Genomic DNA, 17,299 nt, shown 5'->3' with positions numbered 1-17,299 from the left:
GATTACATCTTTTCATAAAAAATCAGATTCCTAAACATGCATTCAGGAATCTAAAGTATATCATTTTAGTTATTTACTAATTTCATAGAACCTTCGCTGTATCTTTCACCAATATTGGGATATTTTTTCAAGATCGCATTGATGGTTTCCAAGTCTGATGAAGAAAGGTCGAGGTTGATGGCCTCTACATTTTCTTCTAAATATTTGATACGTTTTGTTCCCGGAATAGGAATAATATCTTCCCCTTGGTTTAATACCCACGCAAGAGCTAATTGAGTTCCTTTCACTCCTTTTGAAGCGGCAAAATCATTGATCTCTTTCGCTAAATTCTTGTTATTTTCAAGATATTCCGCCTGATAACGAGGTAATGATTTTCTGAAATCTTCTTCACCAAAATTCTGAACTTCATTGATATTAGAAAAAAGCCCTCTCGCCAAAGGAGAATAAGGAACTAAAGCAATTCCCAGCTCTCTGATAGTCGGCAGAATTTCTTTTTCAACATCTTTCGTTAAGATAGAATATTCTGATTGCAAGGCGGTAATCGGATGAATCTTATTTACTTTTCTAATAGATTCTGGTGAAGCTTCGGATAATCCTAAATATCTTACTTTTCCTGCTTTTACAAGATCTGCCATTGCTCCTACTGTTTCTTCAACAGGAATATTCGGATCTACTCTGTGAGCGTAATACAAATCAATCTCATCAATTTTTAATCTTTGAAGGCTTAGATCAACGGCCTGTTTGATCCATTCCGGAGAACCGTCAAAATAAGTTCCGGGAGCACCGCTGTGACTGGCTTTTCCGTCTTTAAATCTGAATCCAAATTTCGTAGCGATAAAAATTTTGTCACGGTTCGGAACCAATACTTTGGAGATCAGTTTTTCATTTTCTCCGTTTGCATACATATCTGCTGTATCCCAGAAGTTCACTCCCAGATCTAAAGCTCTATGCAGCGTATTAATACTCTCCTGTTCGTCTGCCGGTCCATACGCAAAACTCATTCCCATACATCCCAAACCGATGGCAGATAACTGCTCTTCTGTGTTTCCTAATTTTCTAAATTTCATGATATGCTGTGATTTTAAATTTACAGGACAAAATTATCACCGAAATTTTTCAATTTCAATATAGAATTCAAACGAAGAATTATAAAATTCAAACAACAGAAGTTCTTACGGCATTCGGAGTTATTCCCGTCTGTTTTTTAAAGTAATTGGTAAAATAGGCAGGTTCTTCAAAACCTAGTCCGTACGCAATTTCAGAGACATTCCAGTCTGTATGTTTCAGCAACGCATTGGCTTCCTGAATAATTCTTGACGTGATCTGCTGACTTGTCGTTTTTCCTGTAATCTCTTTCACAGAACGGTTTAAGGAATTAACATGAATGGATAAATTCTCTGCATAATCCACCGGACTTTTCAATTTTAAAAACCTTTCCGGACTGTCAATCGGAAATTGTCTTTCCAGGAGTTCCATGAATAAAGAAGCTACCCTTTGCGATGCATTCTGATAAGGTTCAAAGTTTTCTGCTGGATGCATTTTCATGGCTTCATGAATCAGAAGATGAAGATAAGCACGCAGCATATCATATTTATGCAGATAGTCCGACTGAATTTCGGTCATCATTTTAATAAAAATATCTGAAACTGTTTTCTGCTGTTCCTCATCTATAAAGAAAATCGGAGTTCCTCCAATCCTGAAAAGTGGTGATTCCTGCAATGTTCCCAAGCGGTTTCCATCATATAAAAAATGATCGGTGAAAAGACAGAAAAACCCTTTCTGATCATCAGCTTCAGCTTCCCATGAATAAGGAATAACAGGATTTGAAAACAGTAAAGCAGGTTTATCTACGTACATCCATTTATCTGCATAATGAAGTTTCCCCTTCCCTATAATTAATGAAATTTTATAGTAATCTCTTCGGCTGTACGGTGTGATTGATGAACAGTTTTCACGCGAAAACACATTGAAATGCCCCACTCCGGGAGTTTTGATGCACTGCAAACCTTCGTTCTGAGCATTACGCTCGTAAAAACCTTTTATTGTTTCTCTAGATTCCATGATTCAAAATTATAAAAATCAAACATAAGTTCTGTGAAAAAATAATTATGATTGATAAAATAAAAAATGGCTAACCTTTCGATGAGCCACTTCAAAATTGAATGTATAGTTGATAATTGGTTTAGTGATGATTTCCGTGTACATTTTTTTCTTTATGAATATACACCTTCTTCTCTGTGTGTTTATACTTTTTATCGTTGTTTTTATTACGGTTGTAAACGGCCACAGGATTTTGTCCTTTATAATATTTATTTTTGAATTTTAAATATTTATCATGCCCCATAATTCTTTCCAGTTCCACATATCTGTCATTTCTCCATCTATCGGGATTATGAACGTAAACTTTATTCCAAGAATTGTAATCGTGATATCGGTCGTTCAGAACATAGATCTGATTTGCCTGTGTCTGTGATAATACCAAATCGGTAATTACTGCTGCCCAGTTGATGTCTGTAACACTTCTTCTGTAATCGTTGTAATAATCTGACTGTGCATATGTTAATCCGAATGTTCCGACAAGCATTGCTGTTAATAATAGTTTTTTCATTTCACACCTTTTTTTTAATTAGACTATTAATCAATTTTCAATTAGAGTGCCAAATCAATTTTAAATAGAAGAATAAAGTGGTTAAAAAAAAACTAAACATCTGATAATCTATCATATAAATATCATCCATTTAAAGAAAACAAATTATCAATATGTTTTCAGACTCTTATTATATTAAAAATCTTAAAAACCAATTATTTCTCATTTTAAATTTGTAATTTTAAGAAGAGAAAAATTATAAAACCTCATTTTTCTACCCAAAAATCTCAATATTATGGAAAATATAAAATTTGAAGTATCTCCATATCAAGACGAGTTGCAGATATTAATTGATGAAAAAAAAGCAGGTTATATGTCAATAGAAATTGACGGCAGACTCCTTATTGTCTATTACACAAAACTTGACGAGGAAATAGAAGGGAAAGGATATGCTAAAATGCTTTTGGATGAGTTGGTACGTTATGCGGAAGAAAAAGATTTACTGGTAGATCCTGAATGTGATTTTGTGAGACAACAGTTTGAAAATCATCCGGCAAGATACAAAGACATTTGGCACGCCTAATTAATCTTCCCACCAGATTTTAAATTGCTGGCTTGATGCATTTAAATCAACAGGTTCACCAATCATTGGGGTTAAAATATTCAGATTTTTTTCTTTTCCAAGATCTACTACCTTTTGTAAAGGCTCATTCCATGGATGCAATGCCAATGCAAATTTCGCAGAGTGTACAGGAATGATCTTCTTTGCTTTCACATCTATACTCGCCTGAATCACGTCTTCAGGTAATGCATGAATGTATTTCCAAGCTTCATTGTATTGACCATTCTCCATAATCGCGTAGTCGAACGGACCAAATTTTTCCCCGATCATTTTAAAATGAGTATCGTATCCGCTATCACCACCTAAAAACATTTTTTTGGTAGGAGTTTCCAAGACATAAGAAGTCCAAAGCGTAACATTTCTCTGGGTTTTTCTTCCTGAAAAATGTCTCGCAGGAGTAAATGTTATTTTAATGTTATTTTTTAAAAAAGCTTCAGCTCCCCATTCTTCTTCAATCAATTGCTCGGGTTGATATCCCCATTGTTCTAAATGAGCTCCTACACCGAGAGGTAAGATCACTTTTCCCACTTTATTTTTGATCGCTTTCACTGTCGGATAATCCAAATGATCGTAATGATCGTGAGTAATGACCAGATAATCGATATTGGGAATATCTTCCGGCTTAAAAATATCTGCTCCAGCAAATGCTTTATTGAAAAATTTAAAAGGAGAACCATATAAACTTAACACCGGATCAATTAAAAAAGAAACACCGTCGGTCTGAATAAAATAAGAAGAATGTCCCATCCAGATAAAAACATCTTCATCTTTTGAAAGGTTTTTCAGATCTGTATGAATGGACGGAAGATTTTTTACCGGTTTTAAAAGCGGATCTTTCTTTTTGAAAAAGAAGTCATACATCACTTTCGGCATAGAATGTCCTTCTGCCAATGAAGGAGTATGACTTAAGTTCTGGAATTGCTTATCTTTAAAATGTTTCGACTGTTGCATTCTTTCCAGCCTTTCTCCTTTGGCTTCAGCTCCGAAAACCTCCTGATTGATCACCATAAAATATAACAGGATGATTAAAACAGTAATGGTAATAATTATATACATCATTTTCTAAAATAGTGTCAAATGTATGACATTATCTTCTATGACGATTAAAAAACAGAATACCTTTATTTTTTACATAAATTTATCTTAATAGATAAACTTTATACTAAACTTTTTTAAATTAGCTCATTAAAATTTCAAAGCATTGAAACATTTTTCACTCATCATATTATTCATTTTTCTCATCACTTCTTGTTCATCTGTCAAGAAGCATAATGAACAGAGATCTTCCTGTATATCACCGGAGGAACTAAGAAAAGATGTTGATTACGCTTATGACAAAATCAAAGAAATGCATCCTAAACTTTACTGGTATATTTCAAAAAACCAGTTGGATCATAAATTTGACAGTCTTAAGCAAACCATCACTCAACCTCTTACTCCCCTTGAGTTTTATTTTAAACTACAACCGGTAATTGCCAGTATAAAGGAAGGTCATCTTTCGCTGAGAATTCCCATCAAAAAATTCACAAAAAAAGAGATCAAATCTCTGGATAATAAAAAGGGAATGTTCAGCCGTTTTGAGTATTATGTAACCGGAGAGCATTTGTACATCATAGAAAATAAAGATTCTATAGAACATATAAAATCGGGAACCGAAATTTTGAAAATCAATGATGTTCCGGTGCCTTTATATCTGAAAAAATATAAAAATTTAATCAGCAGTGACGGATACAACACAACCTTTCAGCCTTATTTTTTAAAAGACATCTTCTTTAATTTTTATAGTGCAGAGTTTGGTTTTAGAGATAGTGCTAAGATTGAGACAGTCTATCATGATCAAATAAAAACCTATACGATAAAAAGAGCTGAAAAATCTAAATTTGATTTCGAAAAAGATAAGGAACAAAAAAAGAGAACACTGGAAAAAAAGGTGAATGATTATGTCGCTTTTAATAACTCTTATAACCGTACATTCAAGTTTTTATCATCCGACAGCAGTGTTGCTTATATCAAAGTGAAAAGCTTTTCAAGAAGCTATTCTGAAAAATTCTACAAGGAAACTTTTGCTAAAATTAAAAACGCAAAAGTAAAATACCTCGTGATAGATATCCGTAATAATTATGGCGGGTCTCTCGATGAAATCAACAACTTGTATTCTTATCTCGCACCGGCACCGTTTACTCTAATCAAACGTTCTCAGGTAACTTCAAAAAGCAGTCCTTTGAAGACTAACTATTTCAGAAAAAGCAACGCTTTGGAATATACTTTTAAAAGCATCCTCTATCCCGCTTATATTGTAAGTCAGACGATGAACACGTATAAAAAAGACAGCATTGTTTATTATAAAATGAAAGCAGATCGAGAAACTAAACCTCAAAATGATGCTTTTCACGGAAAGGTTTTTGTACTCATCAACGGCGGAAGCTTTTCGGCATCTTCCATTCTGTCTGCCAAACTTAAAAATGACAAACTTGCCACGTTGGTCGGAGAAGAAACCGGAGGAGCGAATGACGGTACTATTGCCGGATTTTATTCTTATCAGAAACTGCCTTATTCAAAAATCAGTTTACCGATCGGATTGGCTTTAGTACAACCTAATATTGACTTTACCAATACAGAAAGAGGCGTTCTTCCTGATTTTACCGTCACAGAAAGTATTCAGGATATTTTAGATAAAAAAGACCGCCAAATGGAATGGGTGATGAAGGAAATTGGAAATGAGAAAAATGGGAAATAATTACTTTGACGAATGACAAAAAATATTTTTAAACTCCTTAAAATTCTCGTTTCTGTAGTTATTGTATGGTTCCTTCTTCATTCTCTATACATTACTATTGATGGTTTTTCTGATCATGGTAAAAATGCTGATCTTGCTGTTATTTTAGGAAACAAAGTCAATGAAGACGGGACTTTATCTAAAAGATTAGAAAAACGCCTAGAAAGCGGAATTGATTTATATAAAACTCATCGTATCAAAAAGATTTTAGTGAGTGGTGGATTGGGAAAAGAAGGATTTTATGAAGGGAATAAGATGAAAGAGTTTCTCGTTAAAAAAGGGATTCCTGATTCTTTGATCATTGTTGATAATCATGGAGACAATACAAGAGCTACCGTTATCAATACACTCAAACTGAAATCTCAACTAAAATTCAACAGCATCATTATTGTCTCTCAATATTTTCATGTGACACGAACCAAAAAATTATTTGAAGATCAAGGCTTTGAAAACGTAAGCAGCGTGAGTCCAAATTACTTTGAATTCAGAGATCTCTATTCGATTATAAGAGAATTTCCGGCGTATTATACTCAATAAAATAGTATTCGGCGGGCTGAAAGCCCGCCGAATACTATTTTTTCAACTCTATCAAAAGATCTTCAATCTGTCGGATATGCTTTCCGTAAAATTTTTCAAACCATCTTTTTCCGGATAAATACACTACGGAAGCCCCCACAACAACAAATCCTAGAAGAATCATGAATATATAAAGGAGATTCAGTTCACGCATCCATGGAATCACCTCTATCACAAGAATGATTTCACACACCAAAAACGGAATAAAACTTACGTAAAATGACAGATAGTATTGTTTATTCAGATTAAACTGCATCAACAGATCATTTAAAGCATCATACGTCTGCAAAGCAGGATTACTTAGCTCTTTGTACAGCTTAAAAAACTTACTGAAAAAGAAAATGGTAACAAAAGCCATAGAGGCTACTAAAACCAGCACATACATCTTAAATTTTACAGGAGCATTACAAATAGCAACCACAAAAAAGGAAAAGATAAACACCACAAAAGTGTACCAGAATTCCTTGCGCATATTTTTGCGCATTTTCTCCAAAGGCAAATTAATTTTCTTGGCCTGTTCTATACTGATTTCAGGTGTTTCTTCTATAGAATCATCTTCATTCCAGGTATTTTTTAATTCATCTATATTCATTTTGAGTAATTTTTAATGGATTAAGAACTATGAGAATAATTGTAGTCTCTCGTCTTTAGGGTTTATTTAAAATTTCTTTCAGTTTATTTTTAGCACGATTCATTTTTACCCTTACATTTCCTTCAGAAATACCCATTTGTTCGGCAATCTGTTTCCCAGAAAAATCTTCTAAATAGTAAAAAATAAATGCTTTATCTATTGGAGTAAGCTGATGAATAGCTCGATACATCTCTTTTAACCGATCTTCCTTTTCCTGATCATATTCATCCTGTACAATTTTATAATTGGAAACATTATCGTTTTCTATAAAACTTCTTTTCTTCTCAGACTTTAGAAATATAATAGCGGTATTAAGAGCAATTCGGTACAACCATGTTGCAAATTCACTTTCTCCTTTAAAACCGGAATAAGCTTTCCAGACCTGATACGTAATTTCCTGAAAAAGATCATCGCGATCGTCTTTTTCATCTACGTACATTTTAGAAATCTTAAAAATGATTCCTTTATGCTTTTCGATCTTTTCTAAAAATTCCTGTTCTAGTGAGGTCATGATTTTCGTTGCTCTAAAGAGTTAGTTTCATTTTCAAAAAATTGTTACAAACATTCCTTATAAAAATTTAAAATGACATAAAATAAAATCCCCAATATATCAAAAAGATCATTGGGGATTTCATTATAAAAATAGGTTGGAAGGTAAACCTAGAAAATATAATCGGTACTTAAAAAGTTTGAATCATGCTTTCTTACAATTGTATTTAATAATTCTTTATTGGAATCCGTCACTTTTGCAGCCACCAAAGAACGGATCGAGAACGAACGTAAAGCATCAAAAACAGAAAGCGTTCCTTCTGCACTGTCTTTTCTTCCTGTAAAAGGGAAAACATCGGGACCTCTCTGCGCCTGACAATTGATATTTACTCTACTTACCAAATTTACAAAAGGATCGATCAGTTTAGCGACCTCAGCAGGATCTTCACTGAAAATACTTACCTGCATTCCGTGGTCAGCATTTACCTGATAATCGATTGGTTCTTCAATATCATCAAACGGAACTACAGGAATTACCGGTCCAAACTGCTCTTCATGATACAGTTTCATATCACTATTTACAGGATATACAACAGCCGGGAAAACAAAAGATTCTTCTGTAAACCCTCCATTTTCATTCAATACTTTTGCTCCTTTTGATAAGGCATCTTCAATACATTCTTTTAAATAAGGAGGTTTGTTCACTTCCGGAAGTGGGGTAATTTTCACGTCTTTTTCCCAAGGAAGTCCAGGTTTCATTGCAGAAACAGCAGCAGTCAGCTTTTGGGTAAATGCTTCCGCAACATCTTTCTGAACGAAAATTAACTTTAAAGCCGTACATCTTTGCCCGTTAAAAGAAAGCGATCCTAAAATACATTCACTTACTGCTACATCCAAATCTGCATTTTTCGTAACGATCGCTGCATTCTTAGCGTCTAAGCTCAGAATCGCTCTTAAACGATTAACTTTCGGATGCAGTTTTTTCAGACCATTCGCTACTTTACTGGAACCGATAAATGCCAAAACATTCACTTTACCGCTTTCCATGATCGGGGTAATGATTTCTGAACCTTTTCCGTACAATGTATTCACTGTTCCTTTAGGAAAAGCTTCTTTGAATGCATTCAGTAAAGGATAATGTGCCAAAACTCCATGTTTTGGAAGTTTAAACAAAATCGTATTTCCCATGATCAAAGCAGGAATCAGCGTAGTGAAAATTTCGTTTAAAGGATAATTGAAAGGTCCCATGCTCAATACAACACCAAGCGGAGCTCTTCTGATCTGTGCAATCGTTCCTTCTGCCTGCTGAAAACGGGAAGATTCTCTGTCTAAATCTTTTAAAGCATCGATGGTCTGATTGATATAATCTACCGTTCTGTCGAATTCCTTCGTAGAATCAGCCAGTGTTTTTCCGATTTCCCACATCAACAATTTGATCACCAAATCTCTCTGCTGAATCATTAAGTACACAAACTTCTGCATACATTTGATTCTTCCTTCCACAGACATGGTTGGCCATTCTCCCAACCCGTTATTATAGGCTTTTACACAAGCATCAAGAACTTTCATCGCTTCATCCGGACCAATATTAGGAACACTCCCCAATAGTTTTCTTTCCAGTCCGTTTTCTGTAGGAATGCAGACAGGAGAGTAAATATTCTGAACTTCCCCATTCCATTCTACCAATTCGCCGTTTAATAAATAAACTTTCTGGTGAATCTCAGGAACTTTATATTCTTCCGGAATTTCATTTTCGCCTTTAAATATCTCATGAAATGATGCTGTATTTGCTGAATTCATAAATCTTTTGTTTTTTTAATAGTGTTAGTGTAAACTTTTTGATAGAATAAAGGTAGAGGGAAAAATCGACTTTAAAAAGAGGCGTTTAATAGATTTGCTCTATTTGAAAGAAAATTAATATTGGAACATCGAAAAAAGAATAATTTTGTTTAAAAATAAAATTCATGTATTCAAAATTCGCTTTCGGTGCGTTCCTATTTTTCTCATCGTTTGCTTTGGCACAAAACTCCAAAACAGCAAACACGGTTCTTGCCGGAGGAAAACCCGTACATACTTACGCTAAATTACCAGCTGTAAATAAGCCCGCCCCCAAATTCACTCTTACAGATGTTACCATGAAAGATCAGACTCTGGAATCTTATAAAGGGAAATATCTTATTCTTAATATCTTTCCGAGTGTAGATACAGGCGTTTGTTCCGCTTCCGTACACCATTTCAATGAAGATGCAGCAAGCATTCCGAATACGGTGGTTCTTTGTATCTCTAAAGATCTTCCTTTCGCACAAAAAAGATTCTGTGGTGCAGAAGGAATTAAAAATGTAGTGATGCTTTCCGATTTCCGTTCAGATTTCGGGAAAACGTACGGTGTAGAAATTACAGATTCCGCGATGAAAGGATTATTGAGTAGAGCGGTTGTTGTGATCGATCCTTCAGGAAAAATCGTTTATGAAGAACAGGTTGCCGATATTTCTCATGAACCTAATTATGAAGCGGCTATTAAAGCTGTGAAAAATTAAATTTCACTTTTAAATAATTAAAAACCTTCAATAAATATATTATTGGAGGTTTTATTTTACTCTCCATTTCCTCCGAGAGAATTAAATTCTTTAGTAGAATAATGAAGAAACAATAGAGTAAGTAAATCATCTACCGAATCTTCAGCCTCAACATGAAAAATTGAATCTTTAAACCATCTTTTTTCTTCCCAAATTTCGATTAACAATTTATCCTTCTCAAACAACCTGTTTGTTTTAAGTAATTTAAATTCATAAATTCTCACGTCACTCCCCGACTTTATAATCCTTTCTTTAGCCAAATCCGTAAAATAAATAACACCTTTAGAATTGAAAAGTTCAAGATCATTTCTCAAGAAGCCAACATTTCGAATATCATAACTTATTGAGTTTAAGATGATGTAATGTTTTATTGAAAAAAGCTTACTTATATCTACAATTCTCCCGATTTCTATATTATTCTCCGTAAGTAAAACAAATTGTTTTTTATGATACTGAGCAATGTATTTTTTTATCATTTATTTTTTAGCTTTCTATTCCTTCTTTGTCGTCACCAAAATTACTCCATTTTGAGCTTTTGAACCATATAATGCTTTTGCTGAAAAACCTTTTAGAATATTTATTGTTTTTATTGAATCGGGATCTAATTCCTGTAAATTTTTAAAATCAACTATTTTCCCGTTCAATACCGTCAAAGGTTTAAGATTACTTTTTAAACTTGAATTGGCTCCTCCTATTCTTATCACATTATTTACATTTTGAGGCATCTGATTCATCTGTAGATCTTTTAATTGTACAGCCTCTATTTGAGGATTACTGTTCTTAGCCTTATTCAATGTCTCACCTGACACCACCGTAATCGATCCCAGCAATTCTTTTTTATACTTAGACTGCCCAAATGCAGAAAGCACAACCACCTCACCCAATTCTGCTACTTGCAAAGTATCATTCGCCGGATGCTGCTGTGCCTTTACCGAAACAAGACCTCCTGTCGTAAGAATAAATCCTACTGCAAACTTCACAAAAACAGCATTGATGTAAGAATATTGCAGGTTCCTATTCAGCTGGGATTCATAGAAATTACCGCAGATTTCTTCTGTAGTATTTGAAAACACTTCGATAATTTCATCATCCGAAGCAGTAGTAAAATCTCTTACCGTTTTCGAACAGACAGAACAAAATCTTCCTTTCTCTTCGCGGGTCATTGCTTCCCAGTTTTCATGACAGGGTGTTGGTATTGTGATTTTCATAGTAACCTCTTTATTTATACAGATGTTTTATTTTAATAAAAAGTTGGAAAAGAAAAAATTAATTTGACTTCAGCAATCAAAGTTCTTTTCAATCAATATCCTGATGATTTTTTTATATTTGAAAACTAATTATACCACCATTACGAATCTTTAATTTACAAATGAAGGAAGAAAACATCAATAAGCTAAATACTCTGTTTTCCAATTTAAAGACGGAAGACGAAAAATTGAAAGAAAGTCTGGCTAAAAAGAAAAGTGAAGAAGACCTGTTCATTGAAGCGTTCAAAACACTGTGCAAAAACTTGATCGAGCCAAAGATGCAGGAATTCAGAAGAATGCTGAGAGAAAACGGATATGGCTGCAAAGTAGCCTTTAATGAAGAAAATAAAAATGGAATCGGCATCAATCATCAGTCGAATATCAAACTTCAGATCTCAAGAAATGTGGAATCAAACTTTTATGCAAATGATAAATTTCCACATATCATGTTTGTAGCCGACAAAAATTTGAAAAGAATCGGAATACATCAAGATACCATTTTTCAAAACGGAACAGGAACCGCTGCCATGAAAGAACAAACTTATATCTTGGAACATCTTGATGAAGAAAGTATAGAAAAAGAGATTCTTCATTCCGTTGAAAATATATTGATGAATAAATAATTTTGGCGACTATAGACAATTTTAGACCATTGTCATTCTGACGAAGGAAGAATCTCAGCACGCATAAGAGATTCTTCACTCCACTTCGTGCCGTTCAGAATGACAAAGTCATCATAATAAATTACCTGTTGATACATATTTTTCGAACATATATCAGAACCTGCTTCAAAGCGGGTTTTCTTATGTCATGACCCTGCAGGATGCTGTCATAAAAAATCATTCAGATATTTGTTTAGATCATCTGATCAAATGTTATCCAGCATTTTCATCAGCTTTAAAGACATTCAATTATGAAGAAATCCTCTTTTATTATGCCTTTCCTTGTTGCAGTTATTACTATACAGTCAGTAAATGCGCAACAAAACTATCAACCTTCAGCAAAAGATACGGTTTGGGCAAAACAGTTCCTGCCGATCAGCGGTCCCGGCAAGAAAATCTCCGGTAATGGACTTGGCGGATGGCGAAGCGGGACCGATGGAGTAAAATATCAGGGTAATGATCCGAGACCTGAATATGACCTAAAATTTGAAGGGCTTACGAAAGGAACAGCCGTACAAAAAGGGCTGCTCCCTCCTATCCAACCCGCACTTGAATTACATCTTCGTGACGGCGTAATCACTGTAGGAGGCGATGGATACTATTACCTTACAGGATCTTCAGGAGATAATATCTGGGCTTATACTGCGGGAGTCGAATTATGGAAATCCAAAGACCTGCAAAGCTGGGAATATGTCGGCTTGGTCTGGGATATCAATAAAGATGCAGAAGACTGGGTAAAAGAATGGCGACAACATCCTAAAAGAGCTGTAAGAGCAGTTTGGGCTCCTGAACTTCATTATATTAACAACAACTATTATATCTGTTTCAGCATGTGTCCCGATGGGATCGGAATTCTGAAAAGTACAACCGGAAAACCGGAAGGACCTTATGTGAATGCTTTTGAGAAAAAAGGTTCTATTGTTGACGGGATCGATCCTACCCTGTTTCAGGATGAAGACGGCAAAGTCTATTTCACGTACGGAGCAGGAAAAGAAATTGCCCAGCTTAAGGACGATCTGAGTGGCTTTGCAACACCTTTCAAAAAAATAGATTTCACAGATTATGATACCGATCCTTCCCATCATGCTCCCAAATGCGAAGCGAGAGGAATGCACGATCTCGGACATGAAGGTGTAGTTCTCTTCAAAAGAAACGGAAAATATTATCTGGGGGCTGCCGATAATTATGAACAGAGATATTCCACCTGTCTAGCTGTTTCGGACAATCTGTACGGACCTTATGAACACCGTCATGAATCTGTTCCCAGCGCAGGAGGAACAGGCTTTTTCAAAGATAAAAAAGGAAACTGGTGGAGTACCTATTTCGGAAACGATTCACAGACGCATTTCAGGGAAAAAGTAGGTTTAATTAAAGTAGACTTTACAAAGTCAGGAAAAGTAATTCCTGCTAAAAAACAGCCTTTTGTAAGCAAAAAAGATGAAAAGGAATGGCAAACAAAATGGGAAAAGGTTTGGAAGCCTGTGAAGTAAATTAAAATGTGGTATTCTCTTTCTGGCAAATCATCTCTCACTTATTTAATAAAGAAAGAAATATCCGGTACGCTTGTCATTCTGACGAAGGAAGAATCTCAGCACACATAAGAGATTCTTCACTCCACTTTGTTTCGTTCAGAATGACAGGTTGCTTAAAGATGAAAATACCTCGGATCAGGATACTGAAATTCAAAATCCAGTTCTGCAATTAATTTTGCAGAGGAAATAAGCCTTCCTTTTTCCGTACGTTCTCCCGAATACGGCAGACCATTCTGGGCATTGATAATCTCTTCTTTATTAGGGTGAACAGGTGCTGCAAGATTATACACCTTTCCTTTAGACTGCTGATCCAACATTTTTTCAACAACGGAACAGATATCTGCATAATGGATATGGTTCACCAACTGATCCAAATTGGAAATATTGTAGTTTTTCAGTAGTCTCTGACCTCCCATTAATCCGGACAGTCTCAGAATATTGGCATCCGGAAATCTGCTTTGAAGAAAATACTCGCTTTCCACATTTTCTACGGACTGATCTTCTTCGGTAAATTCTGTTTCATGTTCCGGATAAACACCCGTTGAGCTTGTCAAAAAAAGCTGTCCTTTATAATCTCCAAGGAATTTCAGCACATTTTCCTGTCTTGTTGTCATGGAAATCTGTTTTCCCCTGATTCCTGAAAACGGAATACTAATGATAATGGCATCCAGTTCATTTGCCGCTTTCCATTCGTTCATGTTTTCAGAGTTTTCATCTGAAAAGCTGATCAGAGTCGGGAAATATCCTTTAGATTTAAATTCTTCTATTTTAGATTCGGAGGTTGTTGTCGGGAAGATTTCATATCGGTCTGAAAGACGTTCTGCAATGTGATTTCCTAACCAGCCGCAGCCAATGATTCCTAGTTTTTTCATGTGTTATTCTTTATTCTTAATCGTCAGTTCGAGTGTTTCTCGAAATGAAATGGAGAGAAATGTATCGAGAACTTGTATGGAACCCGACTTCTCAATACGCTGTATCGCATTACGCCTCTGAAGGGAGGAATTAAATACAACTGTTTCATCTCCCAAAAATATAATTTTTAATCATACGATTTCAAAACAAATCCGCCAGTTCGGGTGAAATTTCGAAAGAATTTTATATCAGGAACTTGGGTATAATTTACATAAAAAGTTCTCGATACATTTTTCCTTCGGAAAAACACTCGAACTGACGGAATATAAAACATTCAACACAATGCTGTATTGTTTTTTATGATCTAAGACGGGTTTTCGTCTTTTTTCTTGATCTCGGAATTTTTTGCTGCCTTCACCAACTCATTTGTATCACTATAGAGCAGCTCCCACCCCGGAACTTCCTTCATTACGGTCAGCAGATTAAAGTACGATTTCAGATTTTTCTCCAGTACTTTACGGATAGCGGTAGCGCTTGTCATCTGACGGAGATCTGCATTGGCTTCTGCCTGATCGGCAAAAATCGTTTCAAAAGTTTCGTCCGTTGCAACGTCTTTACCTTTTCCACTGTAGATCTGCTACTCGTTTTAAATCAAAGAAGTTCATAGAAGGGGTTCTATAGTTTTGATTAAAATTGTTTTAAAATAATAAATTTTATTTTTTATAATTACGGATTACCGTAATCACCTACATAACTATTCCCATACATTCGCTAATAAATATATAAAATTATGAATCAAAATGTATTAAATGAACAGCAAAAAAAAGAAATTATTGATGCTTTAAATCAAAAAGGTGTAAAAATGAACTGCCCTAAATGTAGCAATAATAATTAGGTATTATAGATGGTTATTTTAATAATAATCTTCAACAAGACTTAAGAAATTTCAATCTCGGAGGGCCTTCAATACCATCAATTGGCATTATATGCCATAATTGTGGATTCATAAGTCAACATTCTCTAGGAGCGTTGGGCATTCTTCCTAAGTAAATGACTAGAGCACTCTGAAGATTTGTATTAAATAAACGAAAAACTCAGGTATCTTAATTTGGAGTAGATTGAAATTCTCAATCCTTAAAATTTTAAGTTTATATATAAACTTTATTTCAACTTAATAATTAAATAAAAATTTTAGTAAATTTAATACTTTATGAAATTTTCCAATATCCTAATATAATTTATGAAAAAACAATTAGAAGTTGATTTAGAGGTTGAATATCTTCGTTTACCTTCAAGATTTGAAATTTTAGAAAAGGAAGTAAGTGAGAAGGGTTTAAACATGATTCAAATTGTACAAGAAGTTGAAGATAGTAAAACACAAATTCAATTTTTATTGAAACAATTAAACTTCAATAAGATTGGGAGATTTCAAATCTTTTATGGTATTTCAGGAGCTGGGAAAACTACATTTATTAAAACGCTTTCAAATTTTTTTGATGATATTGAGATAATTTCAATTAGTAGAGATTTAGACTTACGTGAAATTCCTCAATTTATTGAGAAAGAAAAAACACATTCACCAAATAATATTTTTATTATGGAAGATCGAGATAATCCAAATGAAGATATTGGGGATTTAAAAGTGTTTTTTGAAGAGTTGAGATATTTGTTTAGGAAAGATAATGGTAAAGTTATAATTATTTGGCCAATTACAGATGCTGAAGCAGCTGAATTTATTGCTACGATAGCGTGGAATGTGGGACGTGATAGTGTTACTCCTTCAAAAAAACCATTTGTTTTTAATGGATTAAATAAGGATTTTTTTTATAGTGTAGCTGACATAACTTCAAAAAATATAAATGGTATTGGTCTAGAAACATACGGTATTACTAAAAAAAGTACAGATAGAATTATCAAAAATTGTGAGACTATAGGTGAATTCTTTTCTGAACTAGAAAATTTATCTATTGAAGTTTCAACTAAGAATGATATTTTCTTAAAAAATAAATTAATTCCTAAAATATGGATATTGCTACCTGGTGATGACTCTGTTGAAATAGATAGAACAGTAAAATCCCTCACTCAAGGAATTAAAAACAAAATTGATATTGATAGATTTATTGCAACTCTTGATGATAAATCAAACCCAAGTAGTTACTTAAATGATTGGAGAAGTAAAAGAGAAATCGCTGCTTTTTTGATGCGTTTACTTGATGTTCGAATAATCCCTATTTTTCCTAATCTATCTTTATCTTCTGTACGTGCTTTTGGAGACGAAAAAATAAAATCAGTTTTAAATAAACCAGATGAAAAAGAAGAAAATGCTATAGATATTTTGAAGAAAAGCACCTTATATAAACTTCTATTCGAAGAATTTTCTTCTACTGAGTCAAGCCCAAATCGAACAACTGAATCACAGGCTAATGAGTATATTAGACTCCAAAAATTAGCAGATAAAGAAGACAAGTTATTAAATAAAGCATTAGGTGATGCGCTAATTGAGACATTAGATAGCGAAAAAGTAAAAGCCATAGTTTATATTGAAAGACAAGAACTAGAAGGATTTAGCCTAAAACCGGATATACAAATTAGAAAAGATGATAAAACTGTAATTTGTTTAGAACCAACTTGGAGGTCAACTGGAAAGGAAATTGAAGGTGAAATTTCTAAAAAACAAAACTCTCTTACTACAGGTCATATCCAACAATATGTTCTTAACAAGGTTATGGAATATGTAAAAGAATTAGGT

Annotated in this window: 18 protein-coding genes; 7 read left to right on the top strand and 11 right to left on the bottom strand. The window is 34.2% G+C overall.

The window, feature by feature from the left end; genetic code table 11:
- Nucleotides 1-65: 65 nt before the first annotated feature.
- The 3 genes from RM51_RS17305 to RM51_RS17295 form a co-directional block, all read right to left on the bottom strand.
- Nucleotides 66-1,067, bottom strand: a complete 1,002-nt coding sequence (locus RM51_RS17305) for an aldo/keto reductase (RefSeq protein ID WP_039372553.1) — start codon at nt 1,065-1,067, stop codon at nt 66-68.
- An 88-nt stretch (nt 1,068-1,155) separates the two neighbouring features.
- Entirely contained in the window at nt 1,156-2,061 is a 906-nt protein-coding gene (locus tag RM51_RS17300; RefSeq protein WP_039372550.1) for a helix-turn-helix domain-containing protein, read from the bottom strand.
- 121 nt (nt 2,062-2,182) lie between these two features.
- Complete coding sequence (locus tag RM51_RS17295; protein WP_039372548.1) at nt 2,183-2,608, bottom strand: hypothetical protein; 426 nt, start codon at nt 2,606-2,608, stop codon at nt 2,183-2,185.
- A 274-nt stretch (nt 2,609-2,882) separates the two neighbouring features.
- On the opposite strand from RM51_RS17295, the gene RM51_RS17290 reads away from it, so the two are divergent.
- The gene (locus RM51_RS17290) at nt 2,883-3,170 is read left to right on the top strand and encodes a GNAT family N-acetyltransferase (protein ID WP_039372546.1); all 288 of its coding nucleotides are present in this window, start codon (nt 2,883-2,885) and stop codon (nt 3,168-3,170) included.
- Here the strand turns inward: RM51_RS17290 and RM51_RS17285 are convergent, their stop codons facing one another.
- A complete protein-coding gene (locus RM51_RS17285; protein ID WP_084111201.1) occupies nt 3,171-4,268 on the bottom strand; it encodes an MBL fold metallo-hydrolase in 1,098 nt (365 codons plus the stop codon).
- A 142-nt stretch (nt 4,269-4,410) separates the two neighbouring features.
- On the opposite strand from RM51_RS17285, the gene RM51_RS17280 reads away from it, so the two are divergent.
- A complete protein-coding gene (locus tag RM51_RS17280) occupies nt 4,411-5,946 on the top strand; it encodes a S41 family peptidase (RefSeq protein WP_039372543.1) in 1,536 nt (511 codons plus the stop codon).
- Nucleotides 5,947-5,958: 12 nt separating this feature from the next.
- Nucleotides 5,959-6,522: a YdcF family protein gene (locus RM51_RS17275; protein ID WP_039372542.1), complete on the top strand. Its 564-nt coding sequence runs from the start codon at nt 5,959-5,961 to the stop codon at nt 6,520-6,522.
- 34 nt (nt 6,523-6,556) lie between these two features.
- Here the strand turns inward: RM51_RS17275 and RM51_RS17270 are convergent, their stop codons facing one another.
- From RM51_RS17270 to RM51_RS17260, 3 genes are all read right to left on the bottom strand, one after another.
- On the bottom strand, nt 6,557-7,153 hold the full coding sequence (locus RM51_RS17270) for a hypothetical protein (RefSeq protein ID WP_039372541.1): 597 nt from the start codon (nt 7,151-7,153) through the stop codon (nt 6,557-6,559).
- Nucleotides 7,154-7,208: 55 nt separating this feature from the next.
- Entirely contained in the window at nt 7,209-7,703 is a 495-nt protein-coding gene (locus RM51_RS17265) for an RNA polymerase sigma factor (RefSeq protein WP_039372539.1), read from the bottom strand.
- A 149-nt stretch (nt 7,704-7,852) separates the two neighbouring features.
- Nucleotides 7,853-9,481, bottom strand: a complete 1,629-nt coding sequence (locus tag RM51_RS17260; RefSeq protein ID WP_039372537.1) for an NADP-dependent glyceraldehyde-3-phosphate dehydrogenase — start codon at nt 9,479-9,481, stop codon at nt 7,853-7,855.
- A gap of 164 nt (nt 9,482-9,645) precedes the next feature.
- On the opposite strand from RM51_RS17260, the gene tpx reads away from it, so the two are divergent.
- Nucleotides 9,646-10,218, top strand: a complete 573-nt coding sequence (gene tpx / locus RM51_RS17255; protein ID WP_039372535.1) for a thiol peroxidase — start codon at nt 9,646-9,648, stop codon at nt 10,216-10,218.
- Nucleotides 10,219-10,274: 56 nt separating this feature from the next.
- On the opposite strand, the gene RM51_RS17250 is transcribed toward tpx, so the two are convergent.
- Together RM51_RS17250 and RM51_RS17245 are read right to left on the bottom strand one after the other, a co-directional pair.
- A complete protein-coding gene (locus RM51_RS17250) occupies nt 10,275-10,733 on the bottom strand; it encodes a hypothetical protein (RefSeq protein WP_039372533.1) in 459 nt (152 codons plus the stop codon).
- 15 nt (nt 10,734-10,748) lie between these two features.
- The gene (locus RM51_RS17245; protein ID WP_039372531.1) at nt 10,749-11,465 is read right to left on the bottom strand and encodes a TonB-dependent receptor plug domain-containing protein; all 717 of its coding nucleotides are present in this window, start codon (nt 11,463-11,465) and stop codon (nt 10,749-10,751) included.
- A gap of 161 nt (nt 11,466-11,626) precedes the next feature.
- Here RM51_RS17245 and RM51_RS17240 point away from each other — a divergent pair, with 161 nt between their 5' ends.
- Nucleotides 11,627-12,127 carry a hypothetical protein gene (locus RM51_RS17240; protein ID WP_039372529.1) on the top strand — a complete coding sequence of 167 codons (501 nt, stop codon included), beginning with the start codon at nt 11,627-11,629 and terminating at the stop codon, nt 12,125-12,127.
- 290 nt (nt 12,128-12,417) lie between these two features.
- Nucleotides 12,418-13,656, top strand: coding sequence for a family 43 glycosylhydrolase (locus RM51_RS17235; protein ID WP_052248550.1), 1,239 nt, complete (start codon nt 12,418-12,420; stop codon nt 13,654-13,656).
- A 155-nt stretch (nt 13,657-13,811) separates the two neighbouring features.
- On the opposite strand, the gene RM51_RS17230 is transcribed toward RM51_RS17235, so the two are convergent.
- Nucleotides 13,812-14,570, bottom strand: a complete 759-nt coding sequence (locus RM51_RS17230) for a Rossmann-fold NAD(P)-binding domain-containing protein (RefSeq protein ID WP_039372528.1) — start codon at nt 14,568-14,570, stop codon at nt 13,812-13,814.
- 344 nt (nt 14,571-14,914) lie between these two features.
- A complete protein-coding gene (locus RM51_RS19555) occupies nt 14,915-15,091 on the bottom strand; it encodes a hypothetical protein (protein WP_165585019.1) in 177 nt (58 codons plus the stop codon).
- 699 nt (nt 15,092-15,790) lie between these two features.
- On the opposite strand from RM51_RS19555, the gene RM51_RS17225 reads away from it, so the two are divergent.
- Nucleotides 15,791-17,299, top strand: a 1,509-nt coding sequence (locus tag RM51_RS17225) for a P-loop NTPase family protein (protein WP_039372526.1), incomplete at its 3' end; no start/stop codon positions are given.

It is taken from the genome of Chryseobacterium taiwanense (genome assembly GCF_000813825.1).
GTDB classification, from domain to species: domain Bacteria; phylum Bacteroidota; class Bacteroidia; order Flavobacteriales; family Weeksellaceae; genus Chryseobacterium; species Chryseobacterium taiwanense.
Note: the sequence above shows the minus strand (reverse complement) of the source record. Positions and strands in the feature narration are given on the sequence as shown.